Below are 24,903 nucleotides of genomic sequence, written 5' to 3' on the forward strand. Positions count from 1 at the left end.
GAAAACTTAGGACTGCAGATACACCACCTGCGTTTGCAGATATTCGTTCAGACCGTGTTTACCGTCAGCTCCGCCAATCCCGGACTTGCGCCAGCCAGCATGAAAGCCCTGCATCGCCTCGAAGTTTTCACGATTAATATAGGTTTCGCCAAACTTCAGCCCTTTAATCGCTTTCATCGCCGTATTCAGATTCTGCGTATAGATCGATGAGGTCAGACCGTAATCGCTGTCATTGGCCATCGTCAGCGCCTGTTCCAGCGTATCAAACGCTACCACCGGCAGCACCGGACCAAACGTCTCCTCGTGCATAATCGCCATCTCCTGGCGCACGTCTAACAGTAACGTCGGAGGATAGTAATACCCTTTGCCGGAAACGGCCTTACCGCCCAGCACCACTCTGGCGCCTTCCTGCACCGCTCGTGCAACTTTCTGCTCTACACGCTCCAGCGCAGCGGCGTTAATCAGCGGCCCCATCGCAATATCATTGCGCTCAGCCGGATTGCCAAACTGCACGGCTTTCATCGCCTCACCCAGACGATTGACGAATTGGTCATAAATACCTTTCTGAACGTACACGCGCTCGGCACAGTTGCATACCTGTCCGGTGTTGATCACCCGCGAGTCAACAATTGCCTTTACGGCCAGTTCAAGATCGGCATCATCCATCACGATAGCCGGGGCCTTGCCGCCCAACTCCAGACAAACTTTGGTGATATTTTTAGCCGCCGCAGCCATAATTTTCTCACCCGCCCCGACGCTACCGGTCATGCTCACCATGGCCACCTTCGGGTTTGCGGCCAGCGCCTGACCGACCGTTTCACCACGTCCCAGCACCAGATTAAATACGCCGCGCGGCAAGCCAATATCATCAACAATTTTGGCAAAGGCGATGGCGTTATTCGGTGTAAATTCACTCGGCTTAATGACAATGGTATTACCCGTCAACAGTGCGGGAGCCAGTTTGCGGGCAATCAGGAAAAATGGAAAGTTCCACGGCAGAATGCCCGTAGTCACGCCCAAAGCGCGCTTAAACAGCAGAATATTCTCGCCCGGACGATCGCTTTGCAGGATCTCGCCTTCATAGCGACGCGCCCACTCCGCCATGTAATCGATATAGTCGGCGGTAAACGAGACTTCGACCTCAGCCAGTTGCTGTATTTTTCCCCCCTCCGCCACAATCAGCGCGCTGATTTCACTGGCTCGCTGACGGATACCCGCAGAAATTTTGCGTAACCAGTTCGCCCGTTCAATGGCGGGCAGCGCTTCCCATTGCGGCTGAGCGCGCTGTGCAGCATCGATCGCTTTACACGCATCCTCGGCACGTCCATCGGGAATACGCGAGATCACCTCTTCCGTGGCCGGATTGACGACATCAATCCAGGCATCATCGTGCCAGGTCACAAACTGCCCATCGATATACATAGGATGTTGTACGGGTACTGACATGCGGCTCTCCTGTGATTGATTTGTTTTTAACAAGTAAAACTATTGTTAATTAATATCAATCATGCAGGTCGTATTATGGCTGGAGTGGCTGTTCTGTGAGCGGCTTCATAAAAGCGTCTGGCAAAGTGATGATGAAGGGAAAAAACAGGTGTGATTTTTGCCCGTTTGCCGCAAAACGCCGACAAACGGGCAACAGGAATTACAGAGAGCGGCTCTCCAGTAAGTCAGTCAGCACGATGTCATTTTGCAACTGCTGCCAGGCTTGCTCAACGTTCTGAGGAATATCAACATGGGCGATAAAATCGCGGCCGCACGGCCCATAACCGGTGGCATCATCACGCAGGCGAGGAAGTTCACCGGTTATGAGAGACAGATAGCGATCCACTGACCACAAACCTTCTGCTGCTGGCACAAAATCCACGCCGTCTTGCTGTTGGGCCAGCTCAGGGATGAATCCAGGGAAACTCAACCAGCGCGGCGCATGCGGCTCATCGCGGGTTACACGCTGAAAGGTTGCCATCGTGCGACGTTGCATAGTGGGATCCTGTACCACAATGACGGTATGAATACTTTCCGTCGCCTGATTCAATAATGCACAGCTAAAACGGGCATTCTCACCGCAGTTTGTTGACTGGTCTTCCACCCAAATCTTCTCACCTGGGATTTGCCAGAACTGATGTGCGATATCGGCAAGGATCGCCGCTTCCGCGCGCCCGGTGGTACGAATGATGTTGTAACGAGGATGCTCTGCAATCGCGTCATACAGAAATCGTGTGGAGTGACCGATGCCACCGCTAATCAACAAGGGAACCTGTTGCTCTTTCGCGATCCGGCAGGCGGCGTCGATGGTCGGAATAACCGCGTTCCCTGCCAGAATCACGCAATCTGACTGAACGGTGATATTCCCCGTAAAATCATTCTGCGCCAACCATCGCCCTACGGTATTGATCGCCGCAAGCGTGGTTGCGGAAAGTGTCGGAAACTGGCTCATACTCATGACTCCTGATCTTAATACTTTATCGGGTTGCATACCGGGCGGTGACGTCACCTTACCCGGTATGCTGTCTGGTACCGATTTATCCCGAAATCTGCTCCATCGCCTGCAAAATACGTTTATCGGAAATCGGATACGGCGTACCAAGCTGCTGGGCAAAATAGCTGACGCGCAGCTCTTCTATCATCCAGCGGATCTCTTTGACATCGTCATCTTCACGGCGAGCGGGAGGCAGTTTATTGAACCACTGCTGCCAGGCTTGCTGCACGCTATCCACTTTCAGCATCTGCGCACGGTCACGATGCGGGTCGATAGCCAGTTTTTCCAGACGCTTTTCGATAGCCTGCAAATAACGCAGCGTATCGCCCAGACGCTTGAAACCATTGCCGGTAACAAATCCACGGTACACCAGCCCGCCCATCTGCGATTTGATATCCGCAAGCCCCAGCGCCATGGTCATATCCACGCGCCCTTTCAGACGTTTGTTGATATTAAACACTGCGGTCAGAATTTGTTCGACCTGCTTAGCAATATCCACCACCGTATCGTTCAGTTCAGCCCGCACTTTTTCATGCAGCGCCGCAAAGCCTTCTTCGGTCCACACCGGACCACCGTTGGCGTCGATCAGTTGATCCACACCACAGGATATACAGTCGTCAATCAAATCCAGCACTTTACCGTACGGGTTAAAATACAGCCCCAGCTTGGCTTTGTTGGGCAGTTTTTCATGCAAATATTTGATTGGTGAAGGAATATTCAGCAACAACAGGCGGCGTAAACCGCACCACATCGCCTGCTGTTGCTCCAGCGGGTTATCAAACAGTTTGATGGCAACGCTGTCACGCTCATCCACCAGCGCTGGCCAGGCTTTTACCTTATAGTTACCGCGTTTTTGCTCGTAACTCTCCGGAAGCTGACCGAAGCTCCAGATGTGCAACCCGCTCTGTTCGATACCGTCATCCGCCACCGCAGACAATGTTTCCTGCACTTTACCCTTCAGTGCGTCTTTCAGATCCTGTAGCGAACGTCCTTCCTGCAGCTTTTTGTTCTTATCATCCACTACCCGGAAGGTGATTTTTAGGTGATCGGGCACCTGATCCCAATGCCAGTCTTCACGGTCAACGGTCACGCCGGTCATGCGGCGCAGTTCACGCTCCAGCGAGTCCAGCAGCGGCAGTTCCAGCGGCGTGACGCGGCCTAAAAACGCTTCCGCATAGTTCGGCGCGGGCACAAAGTTGCGTCGTACCGGTTTCGGCAGAGACTTAATCAGGGCGATAACCAGTTCACGGCGCAGCCCCGGAATTTGCCATTCAAAACCGCTCTCTTCGATCTGATTGAGCAGCGGGAGCGGAATATGTACGGTCACACCGTCCGCATCGGCTCCGGGTTCGAACTGGTAACTTAACCGTAGTTTGAGATTGCCCTGATGCCAGAAGTTCGGGTAATCCAGCTTACTGATTTTTTCCGCACCCTCTTTGATGAGCATGCTCTTTTCAAAGTTGAGCAGATCCGGCGTTTCACGGCTGATCTTTTTCCACCAGCTGTCAAAGTGACGCGCGGAGACTACATCATGGCTGATGCGTTGGTCGTAAAACTCAAATAGCGTCTCATCATCAACCAGAATGTCGCGACGGCGCGATTTGTGCTCTAACTCTTCCACCTCTGCGCGTAACTTCAAATTGTCACGGAAAAACGCATGGCGCGTTTGCCAGTCGCCTTCCACCAGAGCATGGCGGATGAACAGTTCACGCGACAACGCGGGATCGATCTGGCTGTAGTTCACCTTACGAGCTGCAACAATCGGTAAACCGTAGACGGTAACCTTTTCTGTTGCCATCACTGCGCCCTGCGCACGTTCCCAGTGCGGTTCACTGTATGAACGTTTGATCAGATGCTGGGCAACCGGTTCGACCCACTCAGGATCGATGCGTGCAGCAATACGTCCCCACAGGCGGCTGGTTTCCACCAGCTCCGCTACCATCGTCCACTTCGGCGGTTTTTTAAATAGACCAGAGCCTGGGAAGATCGAGAAGCGAGCGTTACGCGCCCCGGTAAATTCCTGTTTATCGGCATCTTTCATCCCGATATGTGACAGTAAACCGGTCAGCAACGCGACGTGGATCTCTCTGTATTCAGCGGGTTCGCTGTTAACAGGAATCCCTAACTCTTTCACCACCTGACGCAGTTGCGTGTAGATATCCTGCCATTCACGCACGCGCAGGTAGTTCAGAAAATCAAGTTTGCACTGACGACGGAACTGGTTTGACGACAGCGCTTTCTGCTGCTCGCCGAGATAGTTCCACAGATTCACAAATGCGAGGAAATCAGACTCTTTGTCGTGGAAACGGCGATGCTTCTCGTCGGAGGCCTGCTGCTTGTCCATCGGGCGCTCGCGCGGATCCTGAATAGACAGCGCCGAGGTGATAATCATCGCCTCACGTACGCAGCCATGTTTTTGCGCTTCCAGCACCATGCGCGCCAGACGTGGATCCACCGGCAATTGCGAGAGCTGACGGCCCAATGGCGTCAGTTTGTAAGCGGTTGCCTGTTCGTCGGTGGTTATCGCCCCCAGTTCTTCGAGCAGGCGTACACCGTCCTGAATGTTACGTTTATCCGGCGCTTCAACAAACGGAAACGCCGCGATATCGCCCAGCCCCAAGGCGGTCATCTGCAAAATAACGGACGCCAGGTTGGTACGCAGGATCTCCGGGTCGGTAAACTCCGGGCGCGACAGGAAATCGTCTTCGGAATACAGACGAATACAGATCCCCTCCGAAACACGACCGCAACGGCCTTTACGCTGGTTGGCAGAGGCCTGCGACACCGGTTCAATCGGCAAGCGCTGAACTTTGGTGCGGTAACTGTAACGGCTGATACGCGCAGTACCCGGATCAATCACATACTTGATCCCCGGAACGGTCAGCGAGGTTTCCGCCACGTTGGTCGCCAGCACGATACGGCGACCGCTGTGCGACTGGAACACACGGTTCTGCTCGCTGTTGGAAAGACGCGCATAAAGCGGTAGCACTTCGGTATGGCGCAAATCCAGCTTATTCAGCGCATCGGCGGTATCGCGGATTTCGCGCTCGCCGCTCATGAAGATCAAAATGTCGCCCTGACTTTCACGGCCTAACTCATCTACGGCATCAAAAATTGCCTGCAATTGGTCACGCTCGGTGTCATCTGCGTCTTCAACAATTGGACGATAGCGAACTTCCACCGGATAGGTTCGACCAGAGACTTCGATAATCGGTGCATTATTGAAATGCTTTGAAAAACGCTCCGGATCGATGGTCGCCGAAGTGATGATAATTTTTAGATCCGGACGGCGTGGCAGAAGCTCTTTCAGATAGCCGAGCAGAAAATCGATATTCAGGCTGCGCTCATGCGCTTCATCGATGATGATGGTGTCGTACTGCATCAGCAGCCGATCCTGCTGGATTTCCGCCAGCAGGATACCGTCCGTCATCAGCTTAACCATGGTGTTGTCGCTGACATGATCGCTAAAACGGACTTTATAACCGATACAACCGCCCGGCTCGGTTTCCAGCTCTTCTGCAATACGGTTCGCCACGGTACGCGCCGCCAGACGACGCGGCTGGGTATGGCCGATCAGCCCTTTTACCCCGCGCCCGAGCTCCATACAGATTTTGGGTAACTGAGTGGTTTTCCCTGACCCCGTTTCCCCGGCGACAATCACCACCTGGTTATCGCGTATCGCTTCCAGAATATCCTGTTTTTTCTGACTGACGGGCAGGTTTTCCGGGAAGCTGATGACCGGACGCGCAGCTTCACGCAGCACAACTTTACCTGCAGCGTGATCAATCTCTTTTGCCATCTCCTGGTAAATGGCCTGTTGTGCATCAGGATTTTTAACCTTCTTCACGCCCTGCAGGCGGCGGGCAAAACGCTGTCTGTCACGCAGCATCAGTGAATCCAGCTGTTGCTGCAACATGTTGAAGGTTAATTTTTGTTGTTCTGTCATAGCGTTAAAAGGCAGTGCTCTGCCGGGTTAAATCTCTTTTAGATGATAGGTATAGAGTACCACATCAGCGCTTTTCATGTGTTGTTCAATAATTTCGAACATAGGATTCGATATATTGCGCTATCACTGCGACAGGATTGTGAATAAAGTGTCAACAAGCAACGGGGCACTCCCCCTTCAAACACATAAAAGGAAACACCCATGAGCAAGGTATTAGTTCTTAAATCCAGTATTCTGGCAGGGTACTCTCAGTCTGGTCAGTTGTCTGATTATTTTGTTGAACAGTGGCGTGAAAAGCACTCCGCTGATGAAATCACCGTCCGTGACCTGGCTGCAAATCCTGTTCCGGTACTGGATGGCGAACTGGTGGGTGCGCTGCGCCCGAGCGATGCGCCGCTGACACCGCGTCAGCAGGAAGCGCTGGCGTTGTCCGATGAGCTGATTGCTGAGCTGAAAGCGCATGATGTGATTGTTATCGCCGCGCCGATGTATAACTTCAACATCCCAACCCAGCTGAAAAACTATTTCGATCTGATTGCCCGTGCAGGTGTGACTTTCCGTTATACCGAGAAAGGTCCGGAAGGTCTGGTGACGGGTAAACGCGCAGTCGTGTTGACCAGCCGTGGTGGTATCCATAAAGATACGCCGACCGACCTGATCACGCCGTATCTGAACGTATTCCTGGGCTTTATTGGCATCACCGACGTGAACGTCGTCTTTGCTGAAGGCATTGCGTACGGCCCGGAAGTGGCGTCCAAAGCGCAGTCCGATGCGAAAGCCGCTATCGACAGCGTCGTCGCTGCCTGATAATTCACCCTCTCACCATCCGGTGGGAGGGTTTCTCCAGCATTTACTTCTTTACCTGCACCTGTTTGCCGTGAATGCGGTTAATATCCCGCCAGATGGTTGCATAATCTCTGCACTTCGCCAGATTCTCTTCCCAGCAATGCAGCAAAAATTGTTCTGGCTCGGCAACATCCCGGCTTAACAGCTTGAATATCCAACGATTCCAGACATACCACTTGAAAAGCCACATGATTTCACTCCGCAACGCGACCGGTGTTGAACTATATCAGCCTCAGTTTGATGCAGTGTGGCAACTATTGCGATGTCGATGAATAAGTCAGCGTCGTGCCTCTCCGGTTGTGTGCAGAGAAGATTTATTATTTTCTCAACCACTTACCATTGATGCCCTGGACGTACTCCCCTGGTTTAGCCCGAGCGACCAGCTTTTGTCCGGCCATTTTCGCCACTTCATCTGGAGGAATGTTATTGCTCTCAGCCAGTTGCTGATAGCTGGCGCTGCGTGCTTTATTAATCTCACTCACCAGCGCCTGCGTTTCGGCGTCGGTTTGCAATGCCACCAGATAACCATTAAGCGTTTCGCCCACCCGCCCCTGGGATCTGGCTTCATTCAAGGTCAATGCCCACCCATTGCCACTGAATAAACTCAATGCCACCAGGATCACTGCAAGCTGTTTTTTCATCGTGACCTCAGAACAAATCGCTGCGCGATTTTAATAAGCTCTCAACGTCTTTATCGACTTTGATATGGATCTCATGCTCGATTTTGACGTTCATATTAATAGTGATCGGCTCTTTAGGCGCAGCCACTTCGATTCTGGGTGTGCACCCGATCAGCAGAGATGAAGCCAGCAGACCCAACATGGCAGCTATCGTTTTCATTGTTGTTCCTCACATTCCTTGCCTTCCGGGCAATGGGATTCTGGCAGCGCTGCATTTTGTTCAAGCCATGCCTGTAAATTGTCGCCAAAACGCAAACTACGCCATAGCGTAAAGACGTTTTCCTCATGGGTGTAATTCAAATTAACCGTCCCCACTTTGCCATCCACCCGGCTATTGCCAGTTACGGTTGCCTGCATGGTTAAGACACCGAGATTATCCAAATTTATTTTCGTCCAGGAATGGCTTATTTCCATATAACGCAGCCAGTTAATGGCCGCACCGGCTGCCATATTATCTTTGACGACGGCATCCGCCGTGTCTTTATCAATACGCAGCGTCATAGGTCCCGGGTTGGTCAGCCAGCCGTCTTTAATGATCCACTTTTCGTTATCCAGCCATAACGGCAACGCACCGCTGACCGGGCCAGACATGGCGAATTGCTTGGGATTAACCGCGCTGATAAGCTCGCTGGAAGAGATATTCTGCACCCGTAATAATGCCGGATCGTGCTGCGGCATCCGCAGTTGTTGCATGATGACTTTGCCCCCCAGCAGTTCGGCGCTGACATCGCTTAACAGTAACGGATTGTCTTCACTCCAGGGATACGCCCCCTGTAGATCGGCGGCGATATTTTTCACCGTCACCTGATTCACCACTTCCGCAATACGCAGTGAAATAGGTCCACGCGTACCCAGTTGCCATGCGCCTTCACTAAACCGGAAAGGCAACACAAAATCGACGCCATTAATTTGGTTATCGGGCATCCAGGCGCTACCGCCTTTTAATACCCCATGGCCGCCCGCTTCAAAGCCCTGTTCCGGGGCAGCCGAAAACGCAACCTGCGCATACAGTTCACCTTCACGTAGCTTCATTTTCCAGTCTGGTGGGATGAGCGGTTGGAATACGGTGAGCGATTGTTTTGGCCACCAGGCCTGTCCGCGCAGGCGGATCCCGTCCCAACGGCCATTTACCTGTACTGGACCTATCGCGCCCGCGTGAAGCTGGCCTTTAAACTGGAAAATCGTCGGGTCGGTGCCTTCCACGCTGAACTTCAGGGTTGACGGCGGTAACACGCTCCCCCCGGTAAAGGTGGTGTTCCCTGCGTCCAGCGACAGCGCGCCGCTAAACGTCGGTTTGTTGGCATCCCGTACCCAGACGATCGGCTCGTCCATCACCAGGCGTGGGGTTTCCACCTTCATGGTGCCGTATTGCAGGTGGTCAAATCCGGTGGAGAGATCAAAAAGCTTCAGAGTGTTGTCATGCCATTCGCCCTTACCCGCCACGTCCCAACGCGCATGCATTGGCGTAAAGCTGCCTTTGCCCCAGTACCGCCACTGCCAGCGACCCGCGTCAGGGAGAAAATCATTTGCCAGACCATCCAGATGCAATTCAAAACCGCCCATCTGGTTTTCATGCGCGCGCAATATAGCCTGCAGACGGCCATCTACGCCGCGCTGCGTTACTTTTACGCCCGCCAGCGGCCAGCGAATTTCGTCAATATCCAGCGAGTCAATCACCCGTCCACGCGAACGCAGCAGCGCTCCAGGCTCGAAAGCCAGCTGCGGGTCGTTCAGGCTTCCGGTGAGTCTGGCGGGTAATTTGGCGTAGAAGATCAGGTCACCCTGTTTCGCCTCGCCTATCAACTGTAACGGCATGTCGCTACTATCCACACCCAGCTTACCCGGCCCCAGCGTTAATACGGCGTTTCCTTTACCTGCATCGCCTTGGGTCAGTATGTTCAGACGCCCGCTCACCACCGCATTTTCCAGCCCGGCCTGCCAGTTTTCAACTTTCATGCCCAACCGCCCGCTGAGCGGGAATCCCTGATAAGGCCAGTTCCAGCGACCGTCGCTGATGGTTAATTGCTGACGGGTTATTTCCCACGGAAGATCGAGCAACGGATCGGCATTATCCCGCGCCATGACGATCAGTTGTCCGCTGTTTTCTTGCCACTCCAGTTCGGCGTCCACCAGTGAGGGCTCCTGCGGCAAGCTCAGAGTAGCAACCGCATGACCGCTCACCGGTAGTCCATCAGGAACCAGCGGCATGGTAAATTCACCGACCAGTTTTACCGGCGGTTGCCCTTCAAATGCGGCTATATCCAGCTCATTTACCGTGAGATTTTGCCCGTGCAGACGCCCCTGGAATTTCACTTTTTCACCCTGGTAGCGCAGTTGCTGGGTCGATGGCGTTAGCGAGAGAGACAGTTTTCCCTGCCACTCCTGCCAGGGGGAGAGAATAACTTTGTCGATGTTAATCCAGGTATTGGGCAGCATCGATTGCCATTCAGCCAGCGTTTTGGGCGCTGCCGGAGACGCTTCTGTCTGCGGTAATTTAGCCAGGCAAGCGGAATCCAGCTCAATTGTCCCGACATTGAGCAACCAGCGGCTGGGATGAGAAAGATCGGCCTGAGTAATACGCGCTAGCGGGCAATCATCGACCAGATAGCGGAGTTCCGGAATATGCAGCCCATGCCGTGTCAGCCGTGGGCTCTCATCCAGCGCGATGCGCGTGCCAACAGGTAACCAGACGCCCACCAGCGTAGGAACCCACAGGCCAAGCGTCATGACCAACGTCAGCGGCACGAGAATCAATAATAAGAGAAGTGCCAGAGCGGCTTTATATTTACCCTTCATGGGTAGTTAATATCCTGATTTAGCGAAAATTTAAGCCGGTTTAGGCCAGTATTGTGGCATGTTTAACAGGATATGCCCACATTAAGAATAAATTCCCATGAAGTATATGCACTATTTATTAATCAACGGGAATCAATAAAATAATAATCAATTCAATAAGATAATGCATAATTTTATATGGCACGCTGTTACACGTGCCGTCGGGAATATAAAGAACTCAGACTCAATGAGGCCTCAGTTCTCCATCGCTATGTTTAGGTCCTAAACGACCAGCTTCTATCAGAATTTCCTCAATGAGCTCTTCGAGGCACTCTCTACCATGATGATCGCAGACCAGATGTACCTGCCGGGAAATCTCCTCAGGTTTCATACCATCACATAATGCCGCCTTAAGCATTAAGGTGGCCCATCGCTTTGCTTCAGAGTGAGTTAACATGACCCCTCCCGATATTTGCTACCTGTATAAGCGTAGCTGTCTGGATGTGATTCGGCTGGCTTTTTACCTGCATCGATTACGGGTATTGAGTTGGACGGAAAAATATCCAGTTGTTGAAATTGAGTAACCTGCCCACACTAACAACAGATGCGCTGAAATTATTCATTACGCCTATGACTATCAATAACTTTTTAGATTTTGTAAAATAATTTGAATTGAATTAATGTGACGTCAAAATCACTGGAGAAAGTCTTATGAAACTCGCCATCTATAGTACAAAACAGTACGACAAGAAGTATCTGCAGCAGGTTAACGAGGCTTTTGGTTTTGAACTTGAATTCTTTGACTTTCTGCTGACGGAGAAAACAGCCAAAACAGCCCATGGCTGTGAAGCTGTCTGTATCTTCGTCAACGACGATGGCAGCCGCCCGGTTCTGGAAGAGCTGAAAAAGCATGGCGTGAAATATATTGCGCTGCGTTGCGCCGGCTTCAATAACGTCGATCTCGACGCGGCAAAAGAACTCGGCCTGCAGGTCGTCCGTGTGCCAGCCTATTCACCGGAAGCCGTCGCTGAACATGCGATTGGCATGATGATGACGTTGAATCGCCGTATTCACCGCGCCTATCAGCGTACTCGTGATGCCAACTTCTCTCTTGAGGGGCTGACCGGCTTTACCATGTATGGCAAAACAGCTGGGGTGATCGGTACCGGTAAGATTGGGATTGCGGCACTGCGGATCCTGAAAGGTTTTGGGATGCGCCTGCTGGCGTTTGATCCCTACCCAAGCGCTGCCGCACTGGAGTTAGGCGTTGAATATGTCGATCTTATAACGCTGTTCGCGGAGTCCGATGTCATCTCCCTGCACTGTCCGTTAACGCCGGAGAATTATCACCTGCTCAATCACGAAGCCTTTGAGCAAATGAAAAATGGCGTGATGGTTATTAACACCAGCCGCGGGGCATTGATCGATTCACAAGCCGCTATCGATGCGCTGAAAAACCAGAAAATTGGTTCTCTGGGTATGGACGTGTATGAAAACGAACGCGACCTGTTCTTTGAAGATAAATCCAATGACGTGATTCAGGATGATGTGTTCCGCCGCCTGTCGGCCTGTCATAACGTGCTGTTCACCGGTCACCAGGCGTTCCTGACTGCCGAAGCATTGACCAGCATTTCTGAGACCACACTGCAGAATCTGGCACAGATCTCCAAAGGCGAAACCTGTCCAAACGCCCTCTTCTAATCCCTGTGCTCCCCTGGATTCAGGGGGGCATTTTCAGATAATCACCGATGCTAAAATCTTCAGTATCATTATTATATTGAATGTATTCCCGTCACAAACGTAGAGAAATTGAATGAAAAAAGTTGTCACGTTGATTGCGCTCAGCATGCTGATGGCTGGCTGTGTGAGCAATGGAAAAGTTTCCGTCAATCGCGAACAGTTGCAGCATCACCGCTTCGTTTTGCAGAGCGTGAATGGTAAAGCCGTCACCGTCGCTAATAACCAACCCGAATTGAGTTTTGGCGAAAACATGACGGTATCGGGAAAGATGTGTAATCAATTCCACGGTCAGGGCAAACTGTCCGACGGCGAGTTGAAGGTTAAAGATATGGCGATGACCCGCATGATGTGCGCCGATCCGCAGCTTAACGCGCTCGACGGGATCGTCAGCGACATGTTTAAGCAAGGCGCACAGGTCGATCTGACTGCTGACCAGTTAACACTGGCAACAGCAGAACAAACGCTGACGTATAAACTCGCGGATTTAATGTAGGAAACGCGGTGGCTTAATAGTTGCCACAGCTTCCGGCGGCAAGCGACTGCTCACTACAGCGTTTGCCGTTGGGTAACGCACACATTCCGATAGCTGAACCATCAAGCTGACGGGCAACGGAGAGCGAACCACCAATCATGGCGCAATTAGCTTCTCCAGAACTGGACATTGCGGCCTTCATCCCCGGAGCGACATGCGCGGCGGTTGCCTGCTGAACAGGTTCACTACTACAAGCCGATAATAATAACGCGGCACACCCTACCCAAAACGCTGCGCGCATCTTACTCCCCTCTGAATATTAACCAAACGACACAGCCATAAATAATAGGCAGCGGAAACACCGCCGTCGAGAGGCAATATGCGCATTTATGCGCACTGTTTACATTTTCTGGCAATTTTTTGGCTGCTCCTTTGATCAAACCATTCATTCTGTTTATTCGAGGGACACAAAAGCGAAAATCTGTCTTTAGCGCTTTTGCTAAACTAAAAGGATAACTACAGGATTCGCCGCTGTTACGCGTGTCCCTTTTTTTGCGCAATGTAAGGGTGTCAGTATGATCACAATTGACGGTAATGGTGCGGTTGCTTCGGTCGCATTTCGTACCAGCGAGGTTATCGCCATCTACCCGATTACGCCCAGTTCGACGATGGCGGAACAGGCGGATGCCTGGGCCGGGAACGGGCTTAAAAACGTGTGGGGGGATACCCCTCGTGTCGTAGAAATGCAGTCGGAAGGCGGTGCGATAGCGACCGTTCACGGCGCGTTGCAGACCGGTGCGCTCTCTACGTCGTTTACTTCATCGCAGGGCCTGTTGCTAATGATCCCGACGCTGTACAAACTGGCCGGTCAGTTGACTCCGTTTGTGCTGCACGTTGCGGCGCGTACGATTGCCACTCACGCATTATCCATCTTTGGCGATCATTCCGACGTGATGGCGGTGCGCCAGACGGGATGCGCAATGCTGTGCGCCAGCAGCGTTCAGGAAGCACAAGACTTTGCGCTAATTTCGCAAATGGCCACCCTGAAAAGCCGGGTCCCGTTTATTCATTTCTTTGATGGTTTTCGCACATCGCATGAAATCAATAAAATAGTGCCGCTGGCCGATGACACAATCCTCGGGCTGATGCCGCAGGCGGAAATTGATGCTCACCGCGCGCGCGCGCTCAACCCAGAGCATCCGGTTATTCGCGGTACGTCTGCGAACCCGGACACCTACTTCCAGTCACGCGAAGCAACAAACCCGTGGTACAACGCGGTTTACGATCATGTAGAACAGGCGATGAACGATTTCGCTGCTGCGACGGGCCGTCAGTACCAGCCATTTGAATACTACGGTCACCCGCAGGCAGAACGCATCATTATTTTGATGGGCTCGGCGATTGGAACCAGTGAAGAAGTCGTCGAAGAGCTGCTGGCACGCGGCGAGAAAGTTGGCGTTCTGAAAGTGCGTCTGTTCCGCCCATTCTCTGCCAAACATTTACTGCGCGCCCTGCCGGAAACGGTACGGAGCATCGCCGTCCTGGATCGCACCAAAGAGCCCGGTGCGCAAGCTGAACCGTTGTATCTGGATGTAATGACCGCGCTGGCGGAAGCCTTTAACTGCGGCGAACGAGAAACGCTGCCGCGGGTGATTGGCGGGCGTTATGGCCTTTCTTCCAAAGAGTTTGGCCCGGACTGCGTCATGGCGGTCTTTAATGAACTGAGTAGCGCGAAGCCGAAATCTCGCTTTACGGTCGGTATCTATGATGATGTCACCAACTTGTCGCTACCGTTACCGGAAAACACTCTGCCCGGTACCGCGAAGCTCGAGGCGCTGTTTTACGGGCTGGGCAGTGACGGTAGCGTGTCGGCCACTAAAAACAACATCAAGATTATCGGTAACTCTACGCCGTGGTATGCGCAGGGTTATTTCGTCTATGACTCGAAAAAAGCAGGCGGTCTGACGGTTTCTCACCTGCGCGTTAGTGAACAACCTATTCGCTCAGCGTATCTGGTGTCGCAAGCCGATTTTGTTGGTTGTCACCAGTTGCAATTTATCGATAAGTATCAGATGGCTGAGCGCCTGAAACCTGGCGGTATATTCCTGCTTAATACCCCGTACAGTGTGGATGAAGTCTGGACACGTCTGCCGCAGGAAGTTCAGGCTGTTCTGAATCAGAAGAAAGCGCGTTTCTACGTGATTAATGCGGCCAAAATCGCCCGCGAGTGCGGTCTGGCTGCACGTATTAACACCGTTATGCAGATGGCGTTCTTCCATCTGACGCAAATCTTACCAGGCGACAGCGCTCTGGCTGAATTGCAGGGTGCGATTGCGAAAAGCTATAGCAGCAAAGGGCAGGATCTGGTTGAACGTAACTGGCAGGCGCTGGCCCTGGCGCGTGAATCCGTCGCCGAAGTGGCGCTTCAGCCAGTTGATCCACATAGCACTAATCGCCCACCGGTGGTTTCTGATGCCGCACCTGATTTCGTGAAAACCGTCACCGCGGCGATGCTCGCCGGTCTGGGCGATGCCCTCCCCGTTTCAGCGCTGCCGCCAGACGGCACCTGGCCGATGGGCACCACGCGTTGGGAAAAACGCAATATCGCCGAAGAGATCCCCATCTGGAAAGAAGAGCTGTGTACCCAGTGTAACCACTGCGTAGCCGCTTGCCCGCACTCGGCTATCCGCGCCAAAGTGGTTTCACCAGAAGCGATGGAAAATGCCCCTGCCAGCCTGCATTCTCTGGACGTGAAATCACGCGATATGCGCGGTCAGAAATATGTCCTGCAGGTTGCGCCAGAGGATTGCACCGGGTGTAATCTGTGCGTCGAAGTATGCCCGGCGAAAGATCGCCAGAACCCGGAGATCAAGGCCATCAATATGATGTCGCGCCTTGAGCACGTGGAAGAAGAAAAAGTTAACTATGACTACTTCCTCAATCTGCCGGAAATCGATCGCACTAAACTGGAACGCATTGATATTCGTACCTCGCAGTTGATAACGCCGCTGTTTGAGTACTCTGGGGCCTGCTCTGGCTGTGGTGAAACGCCGTATATCAAATTGCTTACGCAGTTGTACGGCGACCGCATGCTGATCGCCAATGCGACCGGCTGTTCATCAATTTATGGCGGTAACCTGCCCTCAACGCCTTATACCACCGACGCCAATGGTCGCGGGCCTGCGTGGGCAAACTCCCTGTTTGAGGATAACGCCGAGTTTGGGCTGGGCTTCCGCCTGACGGTGGATCAGCACCGTGTACGCGTCATGCGTTTAGTGGAACAGTTTGCTGATAACATTCCGGCTGAACTGAATGACGCCCTGCACGCTGAAGCTACGCCAGAGGTGCGCCGTGAGCAAGTTGCAGCACTGCGCCAGCACCTGAAAGATGTCGAAGGCGCACAGCAGTTGTTAACCGATGCCGACGCGCTGGTCGAGAAATCTATCTGGCTGATTGGCGGTGATGGCTGGGCTTACGATATTGGTTTTGGTGGCCTGGATCACGTCCTGAGCCTGACCGAGAACGTCAATATTCTGGTACTGGATACCCAGTGTTACTCCAATACAGGCGGACAAGCGTCGAAAGCTACGCCGCTCGGGGCCGTCACTAAATTTGGTGAACATGGCAAGCGCAAAGCTCGCAAAGATCTTGGCGTCAGTATGATGATGTACGGGCACGTGTATGTTGCACAAATCTCTCTGGGCGCGCAGTTGAACCAGACGGTGAAAGCTATCCAGGAAGCGGAGGCCTATCCAGGTCCGTCGCTGATTATCGCCTATAGCCCATGTGAAGAGCATGGTTACGATCTCGCACTAAGCCATGATCAGATGCGTCAGCTCACGGCAACCGGGTTCTGGCCGCTGTACCGCTTTGATCCACGTCGAGCAGATGAAGGTAAGCTGCCGCTGGCGCTGGACTCTCGGCCACCGTCAGACGCCCTGGCCGAAACATTGCTTAACGAGCAGCGCTTCCGTCGCCTGAATGCCCAACAGCCAGAAGTCGCAGAACAGCTCTGGAAAGACGCCGCAGCCGATCTGCAAAAACGCTACGACTTCCTTGCGCAGTTGGCTGGAAAAGCGGAAAAGAGCGGTACCGAGTAATGCGTTTATCTCAGTATTAACCTGGAACCCAAAAAAAAGCCCGAACAGTTGTTCGGGCTTGTCAATTTATTCGCTGGCTAATTAATAATAGCTATCAATACGTCAACGAAAAATAAAACGTGACAATAAAGGCATATAACACGCGCAGAATAGCCCAACACACTTCACTTGTATAATTTTTATTTTATATATTTACCATCAATACATTCACCACAATTATCATCATTTCCGTAGAATTATTTCTTTAAGGTTTTACTTAAGGCGTAACAATTCATATTTATCCCTTTACGGAACTTCTCCTTTAGCATGCTTTTACTCCCTACATGGGTAGTCACAGGTTAATAAAAAAACTAAAGGATTATTTCAATGAACAGAAAAGTACTGGCTCTCGTAATTCCTGCCCTGCTGGCTGCAGGCGCTGCTCACGCGGCTGAAGTTTATAATAAAGACGGCAACAAATTAGATCTCTATGGCAAAGTAGACGGCCTGCATTATTTCTCTGATGATTCTTCCAAAGATGGTGATCAGTCTTATGTTCGTCTGGGCTTCAAAGGCGAAACTCAGATTAACGACCAACTGACTGGTTACGGTCAGTGGGAATACAACGTTCAAGCTAACAATACTGAATCTTCAGAGAATCAGTCCTGGACCCGTCTGGCATTTGCTGGCCTGAAATTTGGCGACTACGGCTCATTCGACTACGGCCGTAACTACGGCGTTCTGTACGACGTGGAAGGCTGGACTGATATGCTGCCGGAATTTGGTGGCGACTCTTACACCAACGCCGATAACTTTATGACAGGTCGTGCTAACGGTGTGGCAACCTACCGTAATACTGATTTCTTCGGTCTGGTTAACGGTCTGAACTTTGCCCTACAGTATCAGGGTAACAATGAAGGTGCTTCTAATGGTCAGGAAGGCACCAATAACGGTCGCGATGTTCGTCATGAAAACGGCGACGGCTTTGGTATTTCCACCACTTATGACTTTGGTAAGGGCTTCAGCGCTGGCGTGGCATACGCATCATCTGACCGTACGAATGAACAAGTCAGTGCAGGTAATGCTCTTGGTCAGTATGCAGGCGGTGACAAAGCTGACGCTTGGACTGCGGGTCTGAAATACGATGCAAATAACATCTATCTGGCAACCATGTATTCTGAAACCCGCAACATGACTCCGTTTGGAAGCACGGATAGTGATAACGGCGGTGGCATTGCAAACAAAACTCAAAACTTTGAAGTTACTGCTCAGTACCAGTTTGACTTCGGTCTGCGTCCGGCAGTGTCTTTCCTGATGTCTAAAGGTAAAGATCTGAACAATGTCGATGGCGACAAAGATCTGGTTAAATATGCTGACGTAGGTGCGACTTACTACTTCAACAAAAACATGTCTACCTACGTTGATTACAAAATCAACCTGCTGGACGAAGACGATAGCTTCTACGCTAACAACGGCATCTCTACCGATGACGTAGTAGCACTGGGTATGGTTTACCAGTTCTAATCCGTCAGCCCGCTGGCAACAGCGGGCTCTCTTTATGTTCTAACAATTCTGTTTTATCCAGATCAAAACATTATATCTGTTGCGCTAAAACACATCTCTGATAGATGATATCTTGCATTAAGACCTGTAGTAGAGGATACCTGCAATGAATCATCATCCTGTAAAATCATCCCGTATTGCATCCGTCGGCTATGACGAATCCTCCCGCACGCTAGAAATTCGCTTTCACCAGTTGGCTACTCTGCAATATCAGCATGTCCCTGCTCGTATTTTTCGTGATTTCCTGAGCGTCGTTTCTAAAGGTCGATTTTACGATGGAGTAATAAAAGGAAAGTTTCCTGAAATAAAAATAAAGTGATGCCAAAATGTGATCTTTGTCATTGTACATAAAGTGCCATTACGCGGTAAGCTTTGGGTGGATACTTAAACAGGAGGTTTTATGAACAGAACGATTCTTGTACCCATCGATATTTCAGACTCAGAATTAACTCAACGTGTTATTGCCCATGTTGAAGCAGAGGCAAAAATTGACGATGCACAGGTTCATTTTTTGACCGTAATTCCGTCACTGCCCTATTATGCTTCCCTGGGATTGGCCTACTCGGCAGAGTTACCGGCCATGGAAGATCTGAAAGCCGAAGCAAAATCTCAACTGGAAGAGATTATCAAGAAGTTCAATATCCCAACGGACAGAGTGCACGTTCATGTCACAGAAGGTGCGCCAAAAGATAAGATTCTGGAGATGGCCAAAAAATTACCGGCTGATATGGTCATTATTGCCTCACATCGACCTGACATCACCACCTACCTGCTGGGGTCTAACGCCGCAGCCGTGGTGCGTCATGCGGAGTGTTCGGTACTGGTAGTCCGCTAAGCTGTCTGGCCCGCACATCGCTGCGGGCTTTTTGTTTCTACCTGTTATACCCCACGATTCCTGTCCTAAATGTGCTGACATTTTTCCCGCTTATCCGTACCATACACGCCACAGTTTTTATATCAGACTTCTTTTGCCGGACTATCCGGCGTGATGCATACTCTTCTGATGCCACACTATGAATTGAGCCTCTATTAAATGTCGCAAAATCAAGATATTAGCAAGAAAGAACAATACAACCTGAACAAATTGCAAAAACGTCTGCGCCGTAACGTGGGCGAAGCCATTGCCGACTTCAATATGATCGAAGACGGCGATCGCATTATGGTGTGCCTTTCCGGGGGGAAAGACAGCTATACCATGCTGGAGATCCTGCGTAATTTGCAGCAAAGCGCCCCGATCAGTTTTTCCTTAGTTGCGGTTAACCTCGATCAGAAACAACCAGGCTTCCCGGAGCATATTCTGCCGGAATATCTGGAACAACTGGGCGTGGAGTATAAGATTGTCGAAGAAAACACCTACGGGATCGTCAAAGATAAAATCCCTGAAGGCAAAACGACCTGCTCGCTCTGTTCTCGCCTGCGTCGCGGCATTCTGTACCGCACGGCAACTGGTTAGGCGCCACCAAGATTGCGCTCGGTCACCATCGCGACGACATCCTGCAAACACTGTTTTTAAACATGTTCTACGGCGGGAAGATGAAAGGTATGCCGCCGAAACTGATGAGCGATGACGGTAAACATATCGTTATCCGTCCGCTGGCTTACTGCCGTGAGAAAGATATCGAGCGTTTCTCCGAAGCGAAAGGTTTCCCGATTATTCCATGTAATCTGTGCGGCTCACAGCCTAACCTGCAGCGTCAGGTCATTGCCGATATGCTGCGCGACTGGGACAAACGCTATCCAGGGCGTATTGAAACCATGTTCAGCGCAATGCAGAACGTTGTACCTTCACATCTGAGCGATATCAATCTGTTCGATTTTAAAGGCATCAGGCACGGTTCAGAGGTTGTGGACGGCGGTGATTTAGCGTTCGATCGTGAAGAGATCCCGTTGCAGCCTGCGGGGTGGCAGCCAGAAGAAGATGATGCTCAACTGGATGAGCTGCGCCTGAACGTCGTGGAAGTGAAGTAAGTCGATAGTGCCGGATAAGCGGAGCGCCATCAGGCGCTCCGACGAGTGGTTATTTCAATAACCGAACCCGGCAAGTCTTGCCTTTTATCTTACCGTTTTGCAATTGCTTCCATGCCTTATGCGCTACAGTCTGGCGAACAGCGACATAGACATGCGCCGGATGAACGGCAATTTTGCCGATATCGGCGCCTTCCAGACCAATATCACCGGTCAGCGCACCGAGAACATCGCCGGGACGCATTTTAGCCTTTTTACCGCCATCAATGCATAACGTCGCCATCTCAGCTTCCAGCGGCAGGATTGGGCCGTTAGCTGGAGCTGGCAGCCAGTTCAGCTTCAGTTGCAGCATTTCAGAAAGAATATTGGCCCGCTGCGCTTCTTCCGGTGCACAGAAGCTAATCGCCAGACCACTGTTGCCGGCACGCGCGGTACGTCCGATACGATGGACGTGGACTTCCGGATCCCACGCCAGTTCGAAGTTAACCACCAGCTCAAGTGATTTAATATCCAGACCACGCGCGGCCACATCGGTAGCAACCAGAACGCGCGCGCTGCCGTTGGCAAAACGCACCAGCGTCTGATCGCGATCGCGCTGCTCAAGATCGCCATGCAGTGAGAGAGCGCTTTGCCCCGCCGCATTCAGTGCGTCACACACGGCCTGACAATCTTTTTTGGTATTACAAAAAACTACGCATGATGCAGGTTGATGCTGACTGAGCAATTTTTGCAGCAGCGCAATTTTGCCGTGGCTGGAAGTTTCGAAAAACTGCTGCTCAATCGCCGGCAGCGCGTCAACGGTATCAATTTCGATCGTTAATGGATTTTGTTGCACCCGGCCACTAATGGCGGCAATGGCTTCCGGCCAGGTCGCAGAAAACAGTAAGGTCTGACGCGAAGCCGGCGCAAAGCGAATGACATCATCAATCGCATCGCTAAAGCCCATATCCAGCATGCGATCGGCTTCATCCATCACCAGCGTATTCAGGGCATCCAGAGAAACAGTGCCTTTTTGCAGATGGTCGAGTAAACGCCCTGGCGTTGCGACAATAATATGTGGCGCATGCTGCAGGGAGTCACGCTGTGCGCCAAAGGGCTGCCCACCGCACAACGTTAAGATCTTGGTGTTAGGCAGAAAGCGCGCTAAGCGACGCAGCTCACCCGCCACCTGGTCAGCAAGCTCGCGCGTTGGGCACAGCACCAGGGACTGCGTCTGAAACAGCGCGACATCAACATGCTGTAATAATCCAAGACCAAAAGCCGCCGTTTTGCCACTGCCGGTTTTAGCCTGCACGCGAACATCTTTCCCCGCCAGAATTGCCGGTAACGCAGCAGCCTGAACAGGCGTCATTTCAAGATAACCCAGCTCGTTAAGATTCTCGAGTTGGGCAGCAGGTAAAACATTCAGGGTTGAAAAAGCGGTCACAATTTAATCTCGCGGTAAAAACTCACAATCAGCAGGCGCGTATCCTCGCAGATCTGCGCCCGCGATGCGACAATTTAATCGGCTCTTCATCCGGTGGGGGATCCGGCATTGGCTGCGGACGAGGTATGGGATCGGGAATGGGAACCGGGTCGGTCGGTAGCGAATCAGTGTGCGGCGTTGCAATCAGACAGTTCATATACCCCTCCAGTTATTCAGGTTGGCTCTTTTAGGGTAGACGCTGATTTCCTGCAGGCAAAAAAAAGCCGACTAATCTAAGTCGGCGTCGTACGAATCAATTGTGCTATGCAGTAATTCAAAAAAGGAAGTAAGACAATATGGAGCGCAACGCCCATCGCTTGACGTTGCATTCACCTGCGAGAGAGATATTGCCCCGAATAGGTAGATGGTTTATTGACTTCGCTCAAAAACCAGGACGTTTTCATGCGCAAAAGTCACTAAAAAACGTTGTTGTTACAACCATTTACTACGATGCAACCATAAAGTAACACCACCAATCAGGACCACTAACAGAATACAAAAAAGTGAGAAGCCAAACTGCCAGCCACCGCCAGGGATACCGCCGAGGTTAACGCCAAACAGCCCGGTTAAAAATGTGCTGGGAAGAAAAACCATTGCCATCAATGACATTGTATACGTTCGGCGAGCCAGAGACTCCTGCATAACCTGCGCAATTTCATCCGCCATAATACCGGTCCTGGCAATACAGGCATCTATTTCATCCAGCCCTCTCCCTAGCCTGTCAGCGATATCCTGCATCCGCCGCCGATGGTCGTCGGTCATCCAGGAAAAACGTTCGCTCGCCAGCCGGGAATAGACATCGCGTTGAGGCGCCATATAGCGGCGCATCACAATTAACTGCTTACGCAGCAATGCCAGGAAACCACGCGGCGGAATTTGCTGATCGAGCAGGTTATCTTCCAGATCGATAATCTTATCGTGCAGTTGTTCGATAAACTCACTGGCATGATCGGTTAGTGCATCGCAAACATCCACCAGCCAACTACCACAATCAGCTGCTCCCGTGCCTTCCTGGAGATCGCTGACCACATCATCCAGCGCCAAGACTTTACGCTGACGCGTTGAGACAATCAGACGTTCATCCATATATAAGCGCATCGCAACCAGTTGGTCAGGTCGCTCGTCGGTGCTGCCGTTAATACAGCGCAGCGTAATCAACGTACCTTCCCCTACTCGGCTTACGCGTGGGCGCGTGCTTTCACCCGCCAGCGCATCACGCACGTTATTGGGAAGTAAAGGCGTTGTCGCCAGCCATTGCGCGCTTTCAGGATGGGTATAATTAAGATGCAGCCAGCAGGGATGTTGACTGTCGATAACATCGTTATCTTCCAGTGGCTTCACCCCACCACGGCCATCCAACAGCCAGGCAAACACGGCATCCGGCACATTAACATCCGTTCCCTTAATGGCTTCCACAGCGCCTCCACAAACATTCAGCTTTTTTCGTTAGTCTAGCTGTCAGAATATGTTAAGCAATATCTCATTGTCCCATTGTGCTGAAATGATTCATAAAAAGTATCTGATAATAAGAAAAGCGCCGACGAATGCGGCGCTGGTTACGAGATGCCCCTCTCAGGCCCGCTGGCGTCTCTCTGATTCAAGCGCATGACTTAAGCGAAATTTATGCGTTCGCGATTGAAGGTCAATCACCTGGTTTTTCAGGATACCTGAGGAGTCAGAAAGCTCATCAACCATAATGGCATTACTTTGGGTGACGTTCTCCAGTTCGGCCAGAGCATGGGTAATTCTGATAATTCCTTTCTCCTGCTCCTGCGTAGTGGTTAATATCTCGCCCATCAGTTGGTTTAATTGCCCGGCTCCCCCGACAATATCATGCATGTTTTTCTCAGCTTCACGCACAATAGCAGCGCCTTGCTGAACATTTTGATGGGTTTGGGCAATCAGTTGCTTAATATTCTTAGCAGCATCTGCACTACGGTGTGCAAGCATTCTTACCTCACCGGCCACCACGGAAAACCCTTTGCCATGTTCACCGGCCCTTGCAGCTTCCACAGCAGCATTCAATGCCAGAATATTTGTCTGGAATGCAATACCATCTATCAGCGTAATAATTTCTGTCATTTGCTGTGCGCATTCGGTGATTGAACGCATATTTGTCGCAACCTGCACCATTAATTCGCCACCCTGACGGGCGCATTGCGTGGCAATTGTTGCCTGGGCGCTGGCTATTTGCGTGTTATCAGCATTATTTCGCGTATTAACCGCTATTTCATCCATGTTGGCAGCCGTCTGCATTAATGCTCCGGATTGCTGTTCTGTTTTCACTGAAAGCTCGGCGCTGCGTTCCGCCAGCTGTTCAGAAAGCGCCATCGCCGTTTGCGAGGATGTTCTGATCTCATTAACGAGTGCTGAAATATTACTTGATAAGCTATTGATGCCAGGAATTAGTCTACCCGCACAGTTATTACCAAATTCGGGAATACTGATTGCCAGATTCCCGGATGTTACCTCTTCAATGCTTCTTTTAACCGTATTAATCGGCATGACCAGATATTTCGTCATGTACCACCACAAACATAATATAGAAATAATGCTTACCGCATTAGTGCCAATAATAATTTCTGGGGTAGCCGAAAAAATTATTTCAACAACATTGAGCGCAACCGCCGTAATGAGCAGAAATAAAATAATAAAGGTTCTGACGCTAATATCATTTAACATTTTAACCCTGTGCACCAAGAAATAACGTGGATGTTATTTTTATAGCATCTGCAATACAGATTTCCATTGCTCTGTGACGAAAGCTGAACTTTCAATGAGAGCCAGCAGACCTTTTACTTAAGTCAATAAATTACACTAGCCATTCATAATAGCTCAGCACTTTATCCCGCCAATGGCGGTAATGTTCCCCACCATCAGATTATTGTGATGG

Annotated in this window: 19 protein-coding genes and 1 pseudogene; 8 read left to right on the forward strand and 12 right to left on the reverse strand. The window is 51.3% G+C overall.

Annotation, left to right across the window (positions count from 1 at the left end; genetic code table 11):
• Positions 1-6: 6 nt before the first annotated feature.
• The 3 genes from aldA to hrpA form a co-directional block, all read right to left on the reverse strand.
• On the reverse strand, positions 7-1,446 hold the full coding sequence (aldA, locus tag B9P82_RS13760; protein ID WP_016153178.1) for an aldehyde dehydrogenase: 1,440 nt from the start codon (positions 1,444-1,446) through the stop codon (positions 7-9).
• A 199-nt stretch (positions 1,447-1,645) separates the two neighbouring features.
• Entirely contained in the window at positions 1,646-2,437 is a 792-nt protein-coding gene (locus B9P82_RS13765; RefSeq protein WP_047417340.1) for a YdcF family protein, read from the reverse strand.
• An 85-nt stretch (positions 2,438-2,522) separates the two neighbouring features.
• Positions 2,523-6,425: an ATP-dependent RNA helicase HrpA gene (hrpA, locus tag B9P82_RS13770; RefSeq protein ID WP_101700493.1), complete on the reverse strand. Its 3,903-nt coding sequence runs from the start codon at positions 6,423-6,425 to the stop codon at positions 2,523-2,525.
• 201 nt (positions 6,426-6,626) lie between these two features.
• Between hrpA and azoR the strand changes: the two genes are divergently transcribed.
• Entirely contained in the window at positions 6,627-7,232 is a 606-nt protein-coding gene (gene azoR / locus B9P82_RS13775) for an FMN-dependent NADH-azoreductase (protein ID WP_006684422.1), read from the forward strand.
• A 43-nt stretch (positions 7,233-7,275) separates the two neighbouring features.
• Here the strand turns inward: azoR and B9P82_RS13780 are convergent, their stop codons facing one another.
• The 4 genes from B9P82_RS13780 to B9P82_RS13795 form a co-directional block, all read right to left on the reverse strand.
• Complete coding sequence (locus tag B9P82_RS13780) at positions 7,276-7,461, reverse strand: hypothetical protein (RefSeq protein WP_016153181.1); 186 nt, start codon at positions 7,459-7,461, stop codon at positions 7,276-7,278.
• A gap of 127 nt (positions 7,462-7,588) precedes the next feature.
• Complete coding sequence (locus B9P82_RS13785) at positions 7,589-7,912, reverse strand: YdbL family probable chaperone protein (RefSeq protein WP_016156611.1); 324 nt, start codon at positions 7,910-7,912, stop codon at positions 7,589-7,591.
• 7 nt (positions 7,913-7,919) lie between these two features.
• Positions 7,920-8,111 carry a YnbE family lipoprotein gene (locus B9P82_RS13790; RefSeq protein WP_016156612.1) on the reverse strand — a complete coding sequence of 64 codons (192 nt, stop codon included), beginning with the start codon at positions 8,109-8,111 and terminating at the stop codon, positions 7,920-7,922.
• On the reverse strand, positions 8,108-10,747 hold the full coding sequence (locus B9P82_RS13795) for a YdbH family protein (RefSeq protein ID WP_101700494.1): 2,640 nt from the start codon (positions 10,745-10,747) through the stop codon (positions 8,108-8,110). Before B9P82_RS13795 ends, B9P82_RS13790 begins: the two co-directional genes overlap by 4 nt.
• A 690-nt stretch (positions 10,748-11,437) precedes the next feature.
• Here B9P82_RS13795 and B9P82_RS13805 point away from each other — a divergent pair.
• Positions 11,438-12,427, forward strand: a complete 990-nt coding sequence (locus B9P82_RS13805; protein ID WP_101700495.1) for a 2-hydroxyacid dehydrogenase — start codon at positions 11,438-11,440, stop codon at positions 12,425-12,427.
• A gap of 112 nt (positions 12,428-12,539) precedes the next feature.
• A complete protein-coding gene (gene hslJ / locus B9P82_RS13810) occupies positions 12,540-12,959 on the forward strand; it encodes a heat shock protein HslJ (RefSeq protein WP_046274558.1) in 420 nt (139 codons plus the stop codon).
• A gap of 13 nt (positions 12,960-12,972) precedes the next feature.
• Here the strand turns inward: hslJ and B9P82_RS13815 are convergent, their stop codons facing one another.
• Entirely contained in the window at positions 12,973-13,239 is a 267-nt protein-coding gene (locus B9P82_RS13815; RefSeq protein ID WP_003020360.1) for a putative hemolysin, read from the reverse strand.
• 274 nt (positions 13,240-13,513) lie between these two features.
• Here B9P82_RS13815 and nifJ point away from each other — a divergent pair, with 274 nt between their 5' ends.
• From nifJ to ttcA, 5 genes and pseudogenes are all read left to right on the forward strand, one after another.
• A complete protein-coding gene (nifJ, locus tag B9P82_RS13825) occupies positions 13,514-17,038 on the forward strand; it encodes a pyruvate:ferredoxin (flavodoxin) oxidoreductase (protein WP_101700496.1) in 3,525 nt (1,174 codons plus the stop codon).
• A gap of 366 nt (positions 17,039-17,404) precedes the next feature.
• Positions 17,405-18,541 carry a porin OmpC gene (ompC, locus tag B9P82_RS13830; RefSeq protein ID WP_047417332.1) on the forward strand — a complete coding sequence of 379 codons (1,137 nt, stop codon included), beginning with the start codon at positions 17,405-17,407 and terminating at the stop codon, positions 18,539-18,541.
• 145 nt (positions 18,542-18,686) lie between these two features.
• Positions 18,687-18,899 carry a KTSC domain-containing protein gene (locus B9P82_RS13835; protein ID WP_043016208.1) on the forward strand — a complete coding sequence of 71 codons (213 nt, stop codon included), beginning with the start codon at positions 18,687-18,689 and terminating at the stop codon, positions 18,897-18,899.
• A gap of 81 nt (positions 18,900-18,980) precedes the next feature.
• Positions 18,981-19,415, forward strand: coding sequence for a universal stress protein UspF (uspF, locus tag B9P82_RS13840; RefSeq protein ID WP_016153190.1), 435 nt, complete (start codon positions 18,981-18,983; stop codon positions 19,413-19,415).
• Between the two features lie 198 nt (positions 19,416-19,613).
• Positions 19,614-20,548, forward strand: a pseudogene (gene ttcA / locus B9P82_RS13845) (tRNA 2-thiocytidine(32) synthetase TtcA).
• A 49-nt stretch (positions 20,549-20,597) separates the two neighbouring features.
• On the opposite strand, the gene dbpA reads toward ttcA, so the two are convergent.
• The 4 genes from dbpA to B9P82_RS13865 form a co-directional block, all read right to left on the reverse strand.
• On the reverse strand, positions 20,598-21,971 hold the full coding sequence (gene dbpA / locus B9P82_RS13850; protein ID WP_016156618.1) for an ATP-dependent RNA helicase DbpA: 1,374 nt from the start codon (positions 21,969-21,971) through the stop codon (positions 20,598-20,600).
• Between the two features lie 28 nt (positions 21,972-21,999).
• Positions 22,000-22,167: a proline-rich small protein YnaL gene (locus B9P82_RS28490; RefSeq protein ID WP_016153197.1), complete on the reverse strand. Its 168-nt coding sequence runs from the start codon at positions 22,165-22,167 to the stop codon at positions 22,000-22,002.
• Between the two features lie 275 nt (positions 22,168-22,442).
• The gene (gene zntB / locus B9P82_RS13860; RefSeq protein ID WP_016153198.1) at positions 22,443-23,426 is read right to left on the reverse strand and encodes a zinc transporter ZntB; all 984 of its coding nucleotides are present in this window, start codon (positions 23,424-23,426) and stop codon (positions 22,443-22,445) included.
• A 156-nt stretch (positions 23,427-23,582) separates the two neighbouring features.
• Positions 23,583-24,692, reverse strand: coding sequence for a methyl-accepting chemotaxis protein (locus B9P82_RS13865; RefSeq protein ID WP_101700497.1), 1,110 nt, complete (start codon positions 24,690-24,692; stop codon positions 23,583-23,585).
• Between the last annotated feature and the right edge of the window lie 211 nt (positions 24,693-24,903).

Source organism: Citrobacter sp. L55 (genome assembly GCF_002850715.1).
GTDB classification, from domain to species: Bacteria; Pseudomonadota; Gammaproteobacteria; order Enterobacterales; family Enterobacteriaceae; genus Citrobacter; species Citrobacter braakii.